The sequence below is a fragment of the Flavobacterium hankyongi genome (genome assembly GCF_036840915.1).
In the GTDB taxonomy this organism is placed as follows: Bacteria; Bacteroidota; Bacteroidia; order Flavobacteriales; family Flavobacteriaceae; genus Flavobacterium; species Flavobacterium hankyongi.
Genome location: NZ_CP085725.1, coordinates 120,303 through 137,566 on the forward strand (window position 1 = coordinate 120,303; position 17,264 = coordinate 137,566).

17 protein-coding genes are annotated in these 17,264 nt (G+C 31.5%); 3 read left to right on the forward strand and 14 right to left on the reverse strand.

From position 1 onward, the window contains the following. Positions 1-395: 395 nt before the first annotated feature. The 9 genes from LJY17_RS00595 to LJY17_RS00635 form a co-directional block, all read right to left on the reverse strand. Positions 396-1,799: a Sau3AI family type II restriction endonuclease gene (locus tag LJY17_RS00595; RefSeq protein ID WP_264541939.1), complete on the reverse strand. Its 1,404-nt coding sequence runs from the start codon at positions 1,797-1,799 to the stop codon at positions 396-398. Continuing rightward, positions 1,783-3,069, reverse strand: a complete 1,287-nt coding sequence (dcm, locus tag LJY17_RS00600; RefSeq protein ID WP_264541940.1) for a DNA (cytosine-5-)-methyltransferase — start codon at positions 3,067-3,069, stop codon at positions 1,783-1,785. Before dcm ends, LJY17_RS00595 begins: the two co-directional genes overlap by 17 nt. After that, on the reverse strand, positions 3,059-3,385 hold the full coding sequence (locus LJY17_RS00605) for a helix-turn-helix domain-containing protein (protein ID WP_103727046.1): 327 nt from the start codon (positions 3,383-3,385) through the stop codon (positions 3,059-3,061). The genes dcm and LJY17_RS00605 overlap by 11 nt, the downstream gene beginning before the upstream one ends. 756 nt (positions 3,386-4,141) lie before the next feature. Continuing rightward, positions 4,142-4,666, reverse strand: coding sequence for a hypothetical protein (locus tag LJY17_RS00610; RefSeq protein ID WP_264541941.1), 525 nt, complete (start codon positions 4,664-4,666; stop codon positions 4,142-4,144). 191 nt (positions 4,667-4,857) lie between these two features. Next, entirely contained in the window at positions 4,858-6,663 is a 1,806-nt protein-coding gene (locus LJY17_RS00615; protein ID WP_264541942.1) for an AIPR family protein, read from the reverse strand. A gap of 174 nt (positions 6,664-6,837) precedes the next feature. Beyond that, positions 6,838-8,463 (reverse strand): HsdM family class I SAM-dependent methyltransferase, encoded by a 1,626-nt coding sequence (locus LJY17_RS00620; RefSeq protein WP_264541943.1) that lies wholly within the window; start codon positions 8,461-8,463, stop codon positions 6,838-6,840. Beyond that, positions 8,463-9,563, reverse strand: a complete 1,101-nt coding sequence (locus LJY17_RS00625) for an AccI family restriction endonuclease (protein WP_264541944.1) — start codon at positions 9,561-9,563, stop codon at positions 8,463-8,465. The genes LJY17_RS00620 and LJY17_RS00625 overlap by 1 nt, the downstream gene beginning before the upstream one ends. Positions 9,564-9,838: 275 nt before the next feature. Further along, a complete protein-coding gene (locus LJY17_RS00630) occupies positions 9,839-10,291 on the reverse strand; it encodes a DUF420 domain-containing protein (RefSeq protein WP_264541945.1) in 453 nt (150 codons plus the stop codon). Between the two features lie 10 nt (positions 10,292-10,301). After that, positions 10,302-10,436: a hypothetical protein gene (locus LJY17_RS00635; RefSeq protein WP_264541946.1), complete on the reverse strand. Its 135-nt coding sequence runs from the start codon at positions 10,434-10,436 to the stop codon at positions 10,302-10,304. 277 nt (positions 10,437-10,713) lie between these two features. Here LJY17_RS00635 and LJY17_RS00640 point away from each other — a divergent pair, with 277 nt between their 5' ends. After that, entirely contained in the window at positions 10,714-11,688 is a 975-nt protein-coding gene (locus LJY17_RS00640) for an IS110 family transposase (RefSeq protein ID WP_264541936.1), read from the forward strand. A gap of 41 nt (positions 11,689-11,729) precedes the next feature. On the opposite strand, the gene LJY17_RS00645 is transcribed toward LJY17_RS00640, so the two are convergent. From LJY17_RS00645 to LJY17_RS00660, 4 genes are all read right to left on the reverse strand, one after another. Continuing rightward, a complete protein-coding gene (locus tag LJY17_RS00645; protein WP_264541947.1) occupies positions 11,730-12,947 on the reverse strand; it encodes a Shedu immune nuclease family protein in 1,218 nt (405 codons plus the stop codon). Between the two features lie 195 nt (positions 12,948-13,142). Then, positions 13,143-13,484 (reverse strand): GIY-YIG nuclease family protein, encoded by a 342-nt coding sequence (locus LJY17_RS00650; RefSeq protein ID WP_119966008.1) that lies wholly within the window; start codon positions 13,482-13,484, stop codon positions 13,143-13,145. Continuing rightward, entirely contained in the window at positions 13,481-14,608 is a 1,128-nt protein-coding gene (locus LJY17_RS00655; protein ID WP_119966006.1) for a DGQHR domain-containing protein, read from the reverse strand. The genes LJY17_RS00650 and LJY17_RS00655 overlap by 4 nt, the downstream gene beginning before the upstream one ends. A 195-nt stretch (positions 14,609-14,803) precedes the next feature. Then, positions 14,804-15,136, reverse strand: coding sequence for a winged helix-turn-helix transcriptional regulator (locus LJY17_RS00660; RefSeq protein WP_264541948.1), 333 nt, complete (start codon positions 15,134-15,136; stop codon positions 14,804-14,806). A 114-nt stretch (positions 15,137-15,250) separates the two neighbouring features. Between LJY17_RS00660 and LJY17_RS00665 the strand changes: the two genes are divergently transcribed. Together LJY17_RS00665 and LJY17_RS00670 are read left to right on the forward strand one after the other, a co-directional pair. Further along, entirely contained in the window at positions 15,251-15,796 is a 546-nt protein-coding gene (locus LJY17_RS00665) for a cysteine hydrolase family protein (RefSeq protein ID WP_264541949.1), read from the forward strand. A gap of 25 nt (positions 15,797-15,821) precedes the next feature. Continuing rightward, positions 15,822-16,208: a nuclear transport factor 2 family protein gene (locus LJY17_RS00670; RefSeq protein ID WP_264541950.1), complete on the forward strand. Its 387-nt coding sequence runs from the start codon at positions 15,822-15,824 to the stop codon at positions 16,206-16,208. A gap of 267 nt (positions 16,209-16,475) precedes the next feature. On the opposite strand, the gene LJY17_RS00675 is transcribed toward LJY17_RS00670, so the two are convergent. Beyond that, positions 16,476-17,084 (reverse strand): hypothetical protein, encoded by a 609-nt coding sequence (locus LJY17_RS00675; RefSeq protein ID WP_264541951.1) that lies wholly within the window; start codon positions 17,082-17,084, stop codon positions 16,476-16,478. Positions 17,085-17,264: the final 180 nt, after the last annotated feature.

Consider the following 17,264-nt stretch of genomic DNA (forward strand, 5'->3'; position numbering starts at 1 on the left):
TTATACAGTTGTTTTACATTTGTATTATCAAATAAGAATATTAATCCTGCGGGACGTTATACGATAATGAGATAGGGTTAAAATCTGGACAGCCTGAAAAAGGCAGGGTTTAAATCTGGTCAGTCTCAATAATAAGAAGCCTCATAGAAATATGAGGTTTTTTTATTTTAGGAACTAACATATAATTGTAGTGTTTTCTTTTAATCAAAAATATTTTAAGCGTCTCGTTTTTTGGTAGTTGCGGTTAACGTTTTGCAGCTTGGCGAAGTGGCGGATTTCGAAGCACTTACTTTCAATTTAGCACTAATGTTTATTAGAAATCCAAATGTTCAATTTAGCACTGAACCCGCCATTTTGCCAAACTGCTGTTGTGCGATCGCCCTTTTTTATTCCGTTCATTTTTTCAAATATATTTCATCTCTCACATAGCTGTTATTCAGCCAAAAGCAATGTTTTGTGTATTCATTTTCTTTTGTCAATTTATCTTTTTTAGGTAACGAATATGTGTCGGAAGCATCTTTTGCGTGAGGTCGAACGTGTGATATTTTACTAAATTCTTTGTTTGGAAAATTAGTTTCACGACTTACTTTTCCATTTTTGTCTGTTTTGAAACCTTTTACTATTTCTCCCTTTGCAACGATTTGTTGTGTTTTTGTCCAAACTTTTTCAACTTCTAGCAAATCTGTATAAGGCATATTCCAAAATTTCACTTTTCGTAAAACCAATTTTTCGTTTTCAAATTGAAAGAATACAAACAAAAATTTATGTTCTAAAATGTCTTTAAAATCAGAGTTTTCCCAATCTTCATTTACGATTTCTTCGTACTTGAATGTTGGAAAAGAAATGTCTTCTTTTGGCAAATTATTTTCTTTTAAGCGAACAGTTTTTACAATAATTTCTGCTTTTTCAAATTCTTCAATTTCTTTGTCAAGAGAAATTCCAAGAATTGATTTTGTCAAGTTTGCATAAAAACTTTTTGCTTTTGTGTTGATTTCAATTTTCAAACTTTTCACAATTTCCTCTTGTGTTTTTCCGTAATATGGTTTGAATTTTGAAATTACAATTTCTTCAATTGTCTGTTTTTTTGCAACAGCAACCGATGAAATTAATTTACCATAAATTTCCGTTGGTTCATTTGCAATTGATGCAATTATATGATTAACATAACCTTGCTTAAATGAATATGCTCTTTGTTTTGCAGGAATTTCAGAAAAAGGTTGTTTTCTTACCGATGAAGCGTTTGCACCTTTGGTGCAAGCTCCAAGATAAAAAGTGTCGCCTTCCGAAAGTTCGTGTGCTTTTCCGTCAGCAATTTTTTTAGTGATTGTTTCCCAATCTTTCTTGATGATTTCTAAATCTGTTGATGGAAAACTCCATTCGTCAACCAACTTTATAATTAAATCCAAAATGTCGTAACCAGCTTGATGCAAATAGAAAATCAAAAGAATGCTTGCATTCTTTTTAATGAAATCACTATTTTCAAAATTTTGGTTTACAACATTAAAGTAATTGATGATGTTTAAAACCAATCGCTCTTTTGAACGATATTCATTATTTTTAAGTTGTTTTAGAGGCGAAGATTTTAACTCCATTCCAATTTGAGCAAAATCGGCTTCTGCTGTTGAATTGGGTTCGTAACCAAAGTAAAATTTTTCTAAAACTTGTCCAAAATTTCCTTTACCTGAATAAGAATGCTCCAAAATTGTTGGGTCACAAACTTGGCGTAAAGATTTTCCTTTCAATTTTTTTGCGTACTCAATAACAGAGTTTTTGTCGCTCGGATTATACGGTAACTTCATTCTTTATTTTTTCTGTTAGAGCAATTCCTATTTTTTCTATGACACCAACAACCAAAGCATTTCCCATAAAAAACGCTCGTTTTGTGTCTGAAATTCCGTTTAATTTTGTGTGATCGTCCGGAAACATATTTAAACGCTCTAATTCTACTGGCGATAATCTTCTAAAACCTTTTGGCGTTTGAATAACATGTTTAAATCTTGATGCAGATTTTCCGCCTTCGCCTGTTATAATTGTTCGTGATGGTTTGTCTAATGGATCAGGAAAAATCATTCCACCTTCGCTATAATTGTACTCAAAACCGTCTGCATTTTTACGCATTTCTTTTTTCGGACCTTTCAAATATTTCCATTTGTCAAGTTCTTCATTGCTGATATAAAATTCTTCGGTAACTTCTCCGTTTTGGATTAAGTCTTTTAAAATTGTAAATTTTCCCTCGTAATTTGGTTGTGTTTTTATGGTTGTAACATTTCCGTCAATCATCAATCCAGAGTTTTCAAACATTCCTGTTTTTCCGTTTTTATTGAAGTTTTCCGAAATAGAAACAATGTCGCCTTTTAGTTTAAATTCTTTTGGGAATAGTTTGTTTTCGGTTGTTACAGGAAAAGAATTTGCCAACGTTCCGTCTTCCAAAATCCACTCGATTGGTTTAATGTTTTTAATGTTTTCGTAAATTTCGGTATTGTTTAAATATGCCAAAATAAAAATTCTTCTTCGTCTTTGTGGCATTCCAAAATCAGCAGCATTTATTACTCGCCATTCTACAGCGTAACCTAATTCGTTTAAACTTTGAAGAATAATTGCAAAATCTCGTCCACGTTGTCCTGATGGCGAAATTAAAAGTCTGTCCACGTTTTCAAGAAACAAGTACTTTGGTTTGTTTTCTTTTTCTGAAAGAATTTTGTGAATTGACCACCACAAAACGCCTTTTTTACCGATTAAACCTTTAGAATTTTTCAGTGTTGTTGCAACCGAATAATCTTGACAAGGAAAACCGCCAACCAACAAATCGTGGTCGGGAATTTCAGAAACTTCAACGCTTGCAATATCTTTGTTGGAATGGTTGTCCATACCAAAACGATTTTCGTAAACAGCAGATGCGTGTTGAATTTTTGTTGAAGGTTCCCATTGATTGCTCCAAACAACTTCGTAAGGACTTTCAAATTTTTCTTTGTAATTTGAAGACGCAGATTTTCCGTTCCAGCCTTCTAATCCAAGTCTGAAACCGCCAACACCTGCAAACAATTCGACAACTTTTATTTTATTTTCCATTGTTCACAGTTTTTAGGTATTTTACTTTTTCTTCAGCAACTTTTAGGATTTCAATGTCCGCTTCTTCGTCTAAAATTTTATAAGCGATTTGGTCGCTTAAAAATTCAGTTTGCAATTCTTTTTTATCAACATTAAAATATTCAGCTACTTGACTTATAATTAATTTTGTTGGTTGTCTTTCGTTGCGTTCAATTTTCGCAAGTAGGGAAGTGTCCATTTCCAAATTTTCAGCAACAGTTTTTAAAGTCTGTCCCGTTTCCTCTCTCAAACCTCTCAAAAGTTCGCCAAAAGATGTATGTTTTTTAATTGTAGTCATTTGGTCATATTTTGTCCAAAGATACAATTATTTTTAAAATGGACAAATAAAGTCCAAAATATTTTCGGAAGTTTGGTTTTTGCGGTCAGTTCGGCAAGGGTGTCGCACAACGTCCCCTTGCTACAAGAGGTTTGGGATTAAATAAAGCCTTATTTTCGGATTTGCCAAAACATTCCAAATACAAGACCATTTTTAAATTAAACCAATTGCCCAAATCTCTTGTAGCAAGTGTTAGTAGCTGGTTATTTTGACCGAAATTATGAATTTAACCGCAAACTTTTCACGCTTCTGTTGGCAAATTCCAATTTTCAAGTTTCGCTTTTTGGTTCGTAATTTTCGGCTTATTATTTTTTGCTTTTCTGTTTTTTCGGTTTCTACTTTTCGATTCCAATTTTCCAGTTTCTGCTTTTCCAGTTTCTGTTAGCAAATCCAACTTTCACGTTTCTGATATTCACATTCCAATTTTACTTTTCGGTTTAGAATTTTCAGCGCAACGCTTTTTAGTTTTCTGCTTTTCAAAATCCAATTTTCACGCTTCTGCTTTGTAAGTTTCTGCGAAAACAAATGTTTATTCCTAATTATTTTTATCTGCGTAATTTCGGTATAACTAGCTACTAACGTTTCGGCGCTTGGCGTCAGTTGCGAGCTTCGGAACTGATTATTTTCTTTTAAAGTTAATATTTCTTGCGAAATGTAAACGTGAATTTACTACAAATTTCGCAATTGTGCCAAACGCTTGTTAGCAGTAGTGATATTTTATTTAAGTTCAATTCCGTTATACAAACCTTTTTCGTCATCTATTTTTCCGTTGCATCTTAAATTTTTCGCTTCGCTTATTAAGTTTAGTGGTTTTTCAAATTTCATTCCGCTACTTATTTCTGCATTTAAGTATAATTTATTTTCCTTTTTTAAAAGTTTGAGATTGTATTCATAAAAATCATTGTCATTCGTACAAAATTGTCTGAATTGAAAGTAATATTTATTGTCATAGATTAGCAAGAAATCATTTTCGCCGTATTCAGTTTTTGCTCTTCCATTAGATTTTCCGTCAAATACAATTTTCGCAGACTTATCATTGAAAATTTCGGCGTCATTTTCTCTGTTTATTGTATAGTAACCTTGATAAATTTTTACCTTTTCAACGTCAATTTCGTTTTCCGTTTCAACATTAATTGAAGTTAGTTCTATTATTTTTATTCTCTGATTTATTTTAAAAAATAAGAAAGTCGAAATAAGAATTATGCTTAAAATTAAAAACCATTTTTTTGCTTTTTTATTCATAATTACTTTTTTAAGATGTGCGTCAAAATCATTACTGCTAACGTTTTGGGGCTTTGCGTTCGGGCGGGTTTCGGAGCACAAAGTTTCATTTTTTACTAAAGTTTAATAGTAGCACAAAGCTACAAGTTTGCACGTCAGCCCGCCTGACGCAAAACCCGTGTTATAGGCGGTTTTTCTTTGTCCGTCCACCACTACTGTTTCAATTTTTTAATGACCTTCTCATAAATTTCTCTGTAAGTTCCGTCCTTCTTTAACCAGTTGTTGGTGTCGTTTGGTATCCAGTCAGCATTAGCAAATTCTTTCTTTGCTTCTTTTTTTACGTCAAGTATGTTTTGAACTGAACCTATTTCTTTAAGTATAAAGTCGTCAAAAGTTGGGTCAAGATTTAATGTATATTTCTCTGTTGAGTTAATGTTAGGTTGTCCTTTTACTTCTTTGAGTTTCTCTGTCAAATCTTCAACAGTCGCAATTTTTGTTAGGTTGTCTTTGAAAAAGTAAATACCTGCTAAGGCTACTAGAACATCATTGATATAGTTGTTCTGAAGAATTTCGTAACTGTTTATTTTTTCTGTCTTGATACGATTTACTCGTTCCGCTATTCTGTAAGCCAACATTAGCTTATAAAATTGGTCGTCTTCGTTTGTCGTCATACTGAAAATTTGGTCATAGTATATTTCAGAGAAAACAAGTTTGTGTCTACCAGCCGTTGAGATTGGAACTTGTAAATAGAAAGATAGATATGCTACACCTAAGTCTGTGTTGTGTATTTTCAAATGCATTGGACTATTGCCAAATGGATTGCGGTATTTCTTTTTTGAAAGTGTCGCCCATTCTCCGTCCTTTTTGTCGTAGAAGATACCAACTGCATCAAGATTGGCGAATATTTTATTTTGTATTCTGTCGCCTGAATGCAAGTCCCTTGCACTAATTGCATTTTGACTGTTGCTTGCAACAGCGATGTCCATTGAAATTTTTGAGGTCTGTGTCTTGTCTTTGATTTTCGTAAGTCGCATTAATATTTGGACTTCATCGGGCAAATCATTGACAATTCTTGTAAGTGTCTTTGTTGTTTGTCCACCGTTAACGATTTGAAAGTTTTTGATTTTTAAAGAACCGTTGTCAATTTCAAAATCTTCACAAACGGCATTTATTCCGTTGTTCAAAATCCAAAAATTTGATTTTTTCCCTTTGGAATATTCCGTTTTTATTTTTGAGTTTATGTCATTTTCACCCTTGTAATAGCGAACATTCAAGGCAAGTATTAGCTCTTTCTTTTCTTCAATTATTGGCTTCAATGAATTAGCCATAATACTTGTTACGATTGTTTCAACTGGTGTTTCAATAGTGTCGTGATAGCTTACCTTTTTAATGAAGTATTCATTTGGAACAACTTTCAAAGTAACTTCATTCTTAGGAATTTCTATGTCGTCATAGAGTTCTTCAAGCTCTTCATAGTTGTAAAACTTGATTTGAAAGTTAATGCCCTTGTCATTGTAATTGGTGTAAAGGGCTTTTATATCTGTTTTAATTGTTCCTTCAAATCCGTTGTCAATGTAGTAGAAGCTAACACTGTAATTGTTTGTTGCTATATTCTCAGGCGTTAGAATTAGCGAAATTTCTTCATCAAGTATCTTTTTCAGTTTTGGGTTTGGTGTCAAATGGTCTGGACTTATGTTTAAAATCCAGTCAACGAATTTTTTGTTTTTCTTGATTTCATTGGTGTTTAAAAGCTGTCCGTTGGAATACTTGAATTGAAAAACAATTATTTCACGGTTTTTTTGATTGGTAAAAATTGCATCATTTCCCAAGTCGTTTGCCATATCAACAATATGGTCTTTAATAAAACTGTCATAGTCCGTTCCATCATATTCAAAGTCTATGATTTTGTTGAAGCACTCACGTAAAATAAAATGTCCGAATGCAGTGCCGTCATTTGGGTAGTTGAACTGTCCGGTCAGTTCGGTTACTTGGTCTTTGATTTTTGCGTAAAAACTCATTTCTATTTTTTGTCTGTTTGTTAGTGGTGGTGTCGTTCTTAAAATCGCCCATAACGTTTTGCAGCTTGGCGAAGTGGCGGATTTAGAAGCACTTACTTTCAATTTAACACAAATGTTCATTTGAAAACCAAATGTTCAATTTAGCACTGAACCCGCCATTTTGCCAAACTGCTGTTATGCCCAGTGCTTTTTTTCGCTATATTTTTCTTTTAATATTTGGTCTATTTTATAAATTATTTCATCTCCATTTTTATTGTCAAGAATTAAACTTTTGTATTCCTTATACAGTTTTAAAATATCATTTGATGTCTGTTTGTCAAGTAATCCTAAATCAAGCATCATTCCTTTATTGAGGTCGTTAGGTTCAAATTTTTGAAGTCCATTACCATATTGTCTACTGTTGTCTTCAAAAATTTGTTTAGCAGTATCTGTTAATAGATAAGCAAAAAGTAAATCAATATCAATTTCAGAAAACAAACTTGTTTGTTTTGGATAAATGCAGTGGTATGAAGTTAAGTTAGAAATATTAGCTTCATTTCTAATAAACCGCAAACCTGACCGATTGAAAACAGAAACCCAAATTGGTGCAGGTTTTCTGTTTTCTAATGAATACCAAGGAGTTCTACTTGCAGTAAGAAAGCGTTTATTTATCTCTTCACTTTCACCTTTTTGGATATATGAACTTATATTTTTATCAGTTGAATTTTGAGCGTTAAAAAGAAAAACAGATTTGTTACTTTTCTTTAATTCTTCAAAATCTTGTTTAGTGAAAAATGATGTTTTGGCATCTTTTGCACTGCAAATACAAGGTAATAAATATTGTTCGTCAATATTAAATTCCTTGGCTTTTGAAAGATTAAAAGTAAAATATTCATTAGAACCTGTTGCAATGCCACGAACTACTTTTGCATAAGTCGAAAATGGCACAAGATTTTTAAATTTAATGCTATTTTGCTTTTGATAGTAAGCTTTCCATTTAATCTCTGGATTTAATTCAGTAAAACTATATGTCTGTTCTGTTTCTGAAAGGTTCGGATATTTATTTATTATTTCATCTATCTTACTTAAATCTTGTAATGACTGGATATTACTAAACTGAACTTTATCTGTTAAATTGTCATTTGCACAAAGTATAATTGATGCAGTTGTTAAAGCGTCATCAAATACGTTTTCTTCAAAGTCAATTACAATAATATGTCTTAATGTTTTACTTTTTATTAAATAAGTTTTTACTAATTTTCCATAATCCGAATTTAAAAATTCGGAAGGAATTATATAAGCACAACGTCCATTTTTACTTAATTGATGAATTGATTTTAATAAAAATAAGGTATATAGATTTGTAAAACCATTCAATTTGCACTTCAAATTGGTTTCAATTTCTTTTAAAATATTTTTATTGTCGTAATCGTGAAATTTAAAGTACGGCGGATTACAAATAATCCCATCATATTTGTTTTTCCAATCATTATACATATAATCTTGCAAATGAAGATTTACATTTTCAAAATCATCAAAATATTCTTTTGCGTTTCCGAAAATAGTTTCATCAACTTCAAACCCTTTTATATTGATTTCTTTATTTTGACTTAAAATTGCTCTTGAAAAAACACCAAGACCGAAAGCAGGTTCAAGTACAGTTTTTAATTGTTTGTTGCCTAAAATCCATTTAGCCATTGCGTTAGCAATGGAAAAAGGCGTAAAAAATTGTGCAAATCTTTTACGATGCTCTAAAGAAATTGATTTTGAGTAATCACTTTCAATGGAATTATTGATAATATGTTCCGTTGTTTCTACCATTAAAATTCAGCTTCTTCAATTCCTAAAATAGTTCGTAAATTATCTAAATCAAGGTAAGCGGTTCCACCTTTAAATGTTACATAAAACAACAAACGCCCTCTGTCCATTTCTTTTCTGATACTTTCGTGAGTTGGTTCATCAACCTTTGAAGCAATCGGATAACCAGTTTTTGAGTTGATTTTTATTGTTGTTTTATTTTGATTTTGTACATCTTTTTCAACCGAAAAAATTACGCCATCATTATCAGAATTGGAGATAATTGTTAGAATTTGTTCAAATGAAATACCAAATACTTTATCAAAAAATACTTGAAAATAAAAATGTGGTACATTGAATGTTTCTATCCATTTGTAAACAACTTTAATGTCTTCAACTTTTGGTGTTATTGAAAGGTAGTCTCTTTTTTGAATTTCTTTTATAGCAACTTTTAATCTTTTGAATAAATTATTTACTTCTATAAGTCTTTCATTTGACCTCCAACCTGGAACTTTGAAATCAAAAATAGAAATAGTTTCAGGAGTTAATGTGCTTAATAAAGTAATGTATTTTGTTCTACTTGGATGTTCTAAAACATCTATAAATTCTGCTAGTATTATATCTCTAGTTTGAAAAGCAATTTCAGTGAACTTTTGAGTTCTTACTTGCATTGCTTCCTCATATTTGTCAATTAAAAAAGCACTTGAGCGAACTTCAATTCCTGCAATTGCTTTTTTTACATAATCTGTAATATGATTATGTGGAATTTGGCTAATGTCAAATCCTAAATTATCGTCAAAATCAGATTTCTTAAAAATAAGTAAATCAGGTCGCTTTCCAATTGTGTCAAGTTCTGTTTGAAAATCTTGATAAAAAGTATCAAATCCATCTTCTCCAGCTACTAAATCATCGGATTTGCCATATTTTACTGCGACAAAGTTTTTAGAATTTTCATTTATTGCTCTTGTGACAAGGTTTTCAGCCCAATCACCTTGTTCTTTATTTGTAATAAAGTTTGAAGATGCTTGTGTTGGTGTTCTTGCCAAATCTCTTGGTTGTTCAAAGTCAACCAATTCTACAGGAACATTTTTTGTTAATTCTCTTATTCTGTCGTAATAACTCATCTTCTTTTATTATAAAATTTTATTCTACAAAGTTAAACTTTTTTTGTCGTTTTTTGGAGTGGGTTAGTCATTTTGCACGGTCGTCATAGCATTGGGCATAACGGTCAAGTATAAGCGTAGTGCGGGTTTTCGAATACGGGATTTTCATTTTATCCTGAATTTTATTGCGTGAATAATTTTTCAATTTAGCAATAAATCCCGCATTACGCTTATACAATGTTAGCGGTTTGTTGTTTTTTCAGCGTATTAAGCTTATGGAAGATTTCAAACAATATTTATATAATATTCAAAGTCATCATATATACTAAAAGTGCTGTAATTGCTGTATAAATTAAGCCACCAAAAATAATATAACCTGTTGTTTTATGGAATTTTGACAGTTTCCCAGGAAGACTTTTTTGGAATTTATTATTGGAAATTATAATCAGAATTGCCCATAGTAAGTAACTTAGAATTGCTACAATAATATGAGAGTATAAAGTAATTTTAAAGAATTTAGTATCATAAAAATTACTTGAAGAAGCTAAGCTGCCAGATCCGCCTTCTGAACGAATTAATCCTTCTAAAGCTAATACTCCGATAACACAGACAATAAAAATAATATTTTGGATTTTTCGATGGGCTTTATAATCCTTTTTCTTTGCTATTTTTACTCCATAATAAACCCCAAAAGGAGAAAACAAAGTGAGCAGTAACACTGCTGTCATAATGGTAATTGTTACATTCATTTTTCGTTCTTTAATTTAATTTTTGTTTACTGTTTAAAATATTTGGATTATTGTGAATAATTGTTCTTGGGTTTTGTTTTGCAATAACCGCTAACGTCCCGCCGGCTTCACGAAGTGGTGAACTTCGGGACGATTTATTTTCCACTAAGATAGAGTTTAAAAGCGAAAAATAAATATGAATTTAGTAATATTCTCACCATTTCGTGAAACCGCCTTAAGTTTACAATTGATAAATTTATATTATAAACAGAAAGAACAAAAGAGAGGAGTAAGGTTTACGATAACCGCAGGAACTATAGATTCCGTCAACAGTGATAATCCCCTCTCTTTTCTACTTAAATTTCGAACAGTTCTGTGAGATTTAATCTCGATTTTAAGGTGATGAAAATCAAGTAGTCTGTCCTTTCCAAAAAAATTTTGTTATGAGTAAAGATAAAAAAACATTTGGTATTGACATCAGTAAAGATACATTTGATGTTGTAGATTGTTCAGGTAATTATTATCAATTCTCTAACAATTTAAAAGACTTTTTAAAGTTTTTGAAATTGTTGGATGCCACTTCCCATTGTGTTATGGAGGCAACGGGTTATTATCATTATCAATTGGCATATTTTTTAGTAGATCATCATATTGCAGTATCGGTAGAAAATCCGTTATCGATAAAGCGCTTTATTCAAATGAAACTGAGTAGGGTAAAGACGGATAAATCAGATGCTAAGATGATTTGTTTGTATGGTCAGCAACAAGAGCTTCCCTTATGGTTTGGTTATTCAAAATACCAGACACAGTGTTTGCAAATGTTGAGATTATTAGACACTTATACCAAGCAAAGTGCTGCTTTAAAGAATAAAATACAAGCAGAGGAGGTATTGGGTAATCCTTGTAAAATAGTGGTTAGTTCATTAAAGAAGATTCTAAAACATTTACAAAAAGAGATTGGTTTGCTAGAAGCAGAGTTGTTGGTTTTGGTCAAATCAGAACAACAAGAGATGTTGACTAAGGTAGAGAGTATTCCAGGAATTGGACGTAAAACAGCGATGATGCTTTTAGTTTTAACAGATGGTTTTAAACGTTTTGAGGACAGTTCACAATTGTGTTCATTTTGTGGTTTAACTCCAGTAATTAGGCAGTCAGGAAGTAGTATAAAAGGAAAGGTTAGGATAAGTAAAGTTGGTAATTCCAAACTCAGAAATTTACTGTTTATGTGCAGTTTTACTGCTTGTAAATGCAATAAAGCTTGTAGGGAACTTTATGAACGAATAGTTAACAAAGGAAAAAGCAAGAAACTAGCTTTAATAGCGGTATGCAACAAGCTTTTAAAACAAGCATTTGCAATAGCAAAGTCAGGAGTAGAGTACAATGAAAACTATAGAAGTAAACTAGTAGTTAAAAACTAAAAATAAATCATTTTTTATTTGTTTTTAAGCACAGTTCTTTGTTATATGAAGCCTAAATCTGTTTCTTTCTTATTACAAATATAAAATGCTCTTTGATATAACTCGTCATAAGTAATTATATCAATATTTTTTAAGTTCTTTCTGAACATTTCAAAAGATGAAAACTTAATTTCGTTAATTCTGTCATCTTTGATAAATTCATTTAGGTTTCCAATTAATATAAAAGCCTTAGGATTATACAAATATAAAGTTTCACCTGTCAAAAAATCTTGGTGGTCTTTGGTTTCTGTTTTTGTTGAAATTTCCTTTATTGCTTTTTGTATAGTTCTCTGAACTTGAGCAATAGCTCCTGATAATTCATCAGAAATTTGCCAAGCTTCTTCACGATACGCATCTTTTACTTGTTTAAGTAATTTATGAGTGTCTAATTTTAGTTCACAAAAACATAATGAATTAATTGCTCCTTGTGATTTTAGTAAAGCATCAATTCTTTTGCCATTAGATGCAAAATCTGAACCAGAAGTAACTTGCTCTAATTTTTTAGAATCAAGTTCCGAATTGAAAATATAGTCTAAACCATAACCTAAAATCCAAGTATTTTTTTCAAAGAATTTTTGCCAAACTGCTTCATCATTTTGATTTTTATTTAATTTTTCTTTTAGAGCTTCTTTATATTCTTCAAAATAACCTTCTTGATGAAGTAGTTTGTGGAAAATTTCAAGTTGACTTTTTCTATATCCAAAATTTATTAAATCTTTTGAAGTTATGTTATTGTTTAATGCTTCTTGAAGAATTTCAATGTTTTCTGCGATTATTTTAGTTGCTTGCTCTTTGTTTAGCAGCATTTTAGAAAGTGTTTCATCATTAACATTAAAAGTATGGTCTGATGGAAATTCAACTTCTTTTATACTTTTTAGAAATTTATAAAGATTTTCAACTTCTGCTCGATGAAATGAAGCTTCTTTTGTAACGTTTTTTATTGGGTTATTTTGTGGTCCAAATTGTTGAATAATTAGTTTTTCAATTGATCTATTTTCATTTTGTAAAAATAATGCCTTAAGTTGTCTTAAACCATTTATTGAATAACCTAACGTTGTTTCATCTTTTAAAAGAAACTCATTACCTTCGAAATCTAAGATTTTATGAGCAAATTTTTTCTTAAATTTGGAGAATTGTGTCTCAAAACTTTCTGAAAAATATGTTTTACCAACAACACGTTGTGATGCGTAAAATTCATCTGGATTTGTTTCTTTTTCCATTTAGTAATTCAATAGGTTTCATATAACGTTTTGCCGCTTTGCGAAGGCGGGGATTTTCAGCACTAAACTTCATTAGAAGCACAAAACCTGAATTTAGCACTTCACTGTCATAGAAGCACGAAACCCCCGCTTTTGCAAAACGGCTGTTAGTGGCTGGGCTTCCTTTTCCGTCTATACTTATTATACTTTCCATTGTCAGCTTATTGGCGAGTTTACTTTGTTTAAAATTGGAAGTCGTCCGTGAATATTTGTAAACTGATTTAACCAAGTTCGTTCAAGTTTTGGTAAATTTTTAGGGTCGAAAGTTGTATAGTAAAACCAAATGGCTTTTCCTTCTGAAGTTGGATTTGTCTTTTCTGGATTTTCCAAATGTTGCTTAAATCTATTATTCAGATTTACAGCTAAACCAATATAGAGAATGTCATTTTCAAAGGTTGTCAGAATGTAACAGCCATTGTCGTGTGGCACTGATTTAAAAGATGCAAGTTTAAACTGCACTTTGTCTATCGGTTTTGGTGTCAACTCTTCAACTTTCATATTTCAATGTCTCTTTGAAAATTAGTTTTATGTAATGCTTTTACCATTTCAGCATTAATCACGTTTAAGGCACCTGAATTTAAAAAACTTGCTGTGCTACCTTTTGTCCAAAAGTCAGTATGTCCTACACCTGCATAGTCGCCTTCAACTTCTTCAAAAGCTTGCTCTAAAAGACTTTGCATTGTTGAAACCTTAAAGTCAGGCATATTTATCATCTTGTTGAAAAACGGAACGGAAAATTTGCAGAACAATTCAACTCCATTATACTTGAACAATACAGTAGGTTCTTCAATTCCTAAAATGTTTGTGATTGCTTTCCAATAGTTTAAAAATATCTTGTGTTGTTTGTCTGCCGTTTGAATGGTAATTGGGTTGTTTGCTACCAAAACATATTTTTTGATTGACTTTACAAAGCTTTGTTGATTGATACTTCCGTCATTGCTTTCTTGATTAGCCATTTTGATTTTGTTGAGCCAAGGGCTGTCAGGGTCAGAATTTAAAAAGTCAACATACTTTAATGCTAAATCATCTTCTCCTTTTTCAATTGTCTTAGAAATCCATTTTGGCAAATTTGGAATGTCTTCTATTTCCAAGGCTTGAGTTAGTCTTTGGTAAATCCTTTGTTCAACTCCTTTCTCAACACTTTTTTGCGTAGTATTCACAATAAGAAAATGGCACATTTGAGCTATTTTAGGAAGATTGATAGCAATGTTAACAGGAACTTCAAAGTCTAAAACTCTTGTGTCTTTTTCAGCTGCCATTTTCAAGCCTTCAACTCTGTGTTGTCCGTCAACTACGCTGAAAGGTCCAATTGTATCAATGTTGATTTCAATAGTGTTGTTGGTTGGATTGAAGTCAATATTTTTATGTGTAGCCATAAATATACTTGTTGGTAAAAAAGCGTCTTTTGTTTCTTGACCGTCAATAATGTAGTCTGCAAGTCTTTTTGCTCTCGCTCGGTTCAAAAGTCTTTGATAACCTTTGTCATTGTCGTCATCTGGGTCTAAAGTCTCAACGCTGTAAAAGTTTGGAATTAACAAGTCCGAAACTTTCAATGAAGTTGAATAAAGTGTCAGTTGTCCTTGTTTAACTAAAGCTGCTGGTCTTACGATTATTTTTGTCATATTTTTGTCTTACGGTTTTGTTTTGTTCTGCGGTCTGTTAGCCTTGCCACTAACGTTCCGGCGCTTGGCGAGGTTGCGAATTTCGGAACTGATTATTTTCTATCAAAGATAAAATTTCTTGCGAGAAATAAACGTGTAATTACTACAAAATTCGCAATCTTGCCAAACGCCTGTTAGCGGTTCGTGCTTTTAAAACTAAACTAAATTTGCTAAACCGAATTCAGCAAGTTGATCAACTATTGGTAAAGTTTTTAAACCCAATTCAGTTAATCTGTATTCTACTTTAGGTGGAATTTGTGGATAAACTTCTTTACTAACTAATTTGTTTTCAACAAGCATGTTAAGTTCTTGTATCAGCATTTTTTCACTTATGCCAGTAACGGCTCTTTTCAGTTCGCCATATCTCATAACATTTTCATTGATTTGAAATAGAATCATTAATGTCCATTTACCGCTTAAAAGTGCTAAAGAAGCTCTAACGGGACATTTTTCGCCAAAAGCTTCATTTATTTTTAGGTTATTTTCCATAAGTAATAATTAATTCTAACTATTTAGTGAGTACTTTACTTTTTGGTAAGTACTTGTACAAAGGTAAGTTAATTGTTAACTTTGCACAAATAACTTTATTAAAAAATAAAATTTATGAGCAAAGCATTAATAATAATAGACATTCAAAATGACTATTTCGAAAATGGAGCAATGGAGTTAGTAGGTTCTTTACCAGCAAGCGAAAACACCAAACTCGTTTTGTCAAAATTCAGAAAAGAAAATCTACCAATCGTTCACATACAGCATCTTTCTGTTGCGCCAGGTTCTGTTTTTTTTCTACCAGAAACAAAAGGACAAGAAATTCATGATAATGTAAAACCATTAGAAGGGGAAAAAGTAATTACAAAATATTACCCAAATAGTTTTAGAGATACCGATCTTTTCGAATACCTAAAATCTCAAAATATAACAGAGCTTGTAGTTTCAGGTATGATGACACATATGTGCGTTGATGCTACCGTGAGAGCTGCAAAAGATTTTGAATTTGAATGCACGGTAATTGGAGATGCTTGTGCTTCCAGAAATTTAGAGATTAACGGTAAAACAGTAAAAGCAGAAGATGCTCACAACGCATTTTTAAGTGCTTTATCTTTTTTCTATGCTGATGTGATAAACACTAATGAATTTCTTAATAGATAATTGTAATAATTTAAAAACTAAAAATATGACAGCAAAAGAAGTAGTAGAAGCTTACTCAATAGCTCTTTCAAAAGGTGATGTTCCAACAGCATTTTCGCATTTTAATCCAAATGCAAAATGGCATCAACCAGGAAACAACAAATTTTCAGGTACACAAACAGGTCTTGAAGCTATTGGTAAAATGTTATCTGAAATGATGGCAGTAACACAAGGTTCATTAGCTATTAAACCCGCAGGAGAGATGATGGTTAATGGGAATTTCGTTTCTTGTCCAGTTAGATTTAGCGCAAAAAATGGTAACAAGTCAGTTGAAATGAACGGAAACGATTTGTATGAAGTTCTTGATGGTAAAATTGTTCAAGTTTGGTTATTTTCAGAAGATCAAGTCGCAGAAGATTTGTTTTGGGATTAAATTTGATTACGCCAAAAAAAGACAATTAATTTAGATAATAAAAGCGATATTTTGGGATTACGATAGGTTATAATTGTAATTTCAAGGTGTCGTTTTTTCATTTTAGCACTATTTTCGTAGCATGACCGCTAACGTTCCGGCGCTTGGCGAGGTTGCGAGCTTCGGAACTGATTATTTTCTGTTAAAGATAAAATTTCTTGCGAGAAATAAACGTGTATTTACTACAAAATTCGCAATCTTGCCAAACGCCTGTTAGCAGTAGTGGCTTTAGTTTTCAATATTTATTGCGTTTAATTTTTTCGATTTGTAGGTCGGATTAGTTTGAACACATTTTTTGTTTGTATTAATCAATATTTCAAAATTTTTGTTTTTTGTATTTCCTAAATAAATTATAGGAGAGTTTTTACCATTTTCATCTTTTTCAATTCCAATAAGAATAAAATTGTTTTCATCAATCCAAATTACATCATTTATAACGTGTGAATATTCTCCGTAAAAAATTCTTTGCCAATATTTAGCTTTTATATCGCATAAATATATTGCTTGTCCAGAATTTTTTGTCGAGAAATATTTTCCATCTTTTTTTTCAAGATTAAGTTGATAACTATAAATATCAATGAATTTTTCTTGATTATTATTGTAAGTTATAATTGGATTGTAAATTGATAAGAATTTTTCCAACTTTTTGAAGTTCTGTTTTTCAACATTTTGAAATTCAGCAATACTGTCAACTTTAATAAAATCTTTAATGTTGAAATTTTCAAAAGATTCCTTCCAATCTTCAGTTAAGTATTTTTCAACATTTTCTAATTCAGAAGATTGTGCTTGAATATAATTAAAAAATATAAGAAAAAAAGAAATCATTATGTATTTCATAACTTATTGTTTTTGTTTGTTTTACGTTCTGCTGTGCCATTACTGCTAACGTCCCGCCGGCTTTGTGTCAGGCGAGGATTTTTATTACTGATGCTTACAAATATACCGAAAAGTTATAAAGGAAAAAGCCCAAAAGAAATAAGAAAATGCAAACACCAAGCCTTTACCGATAAATCCCAA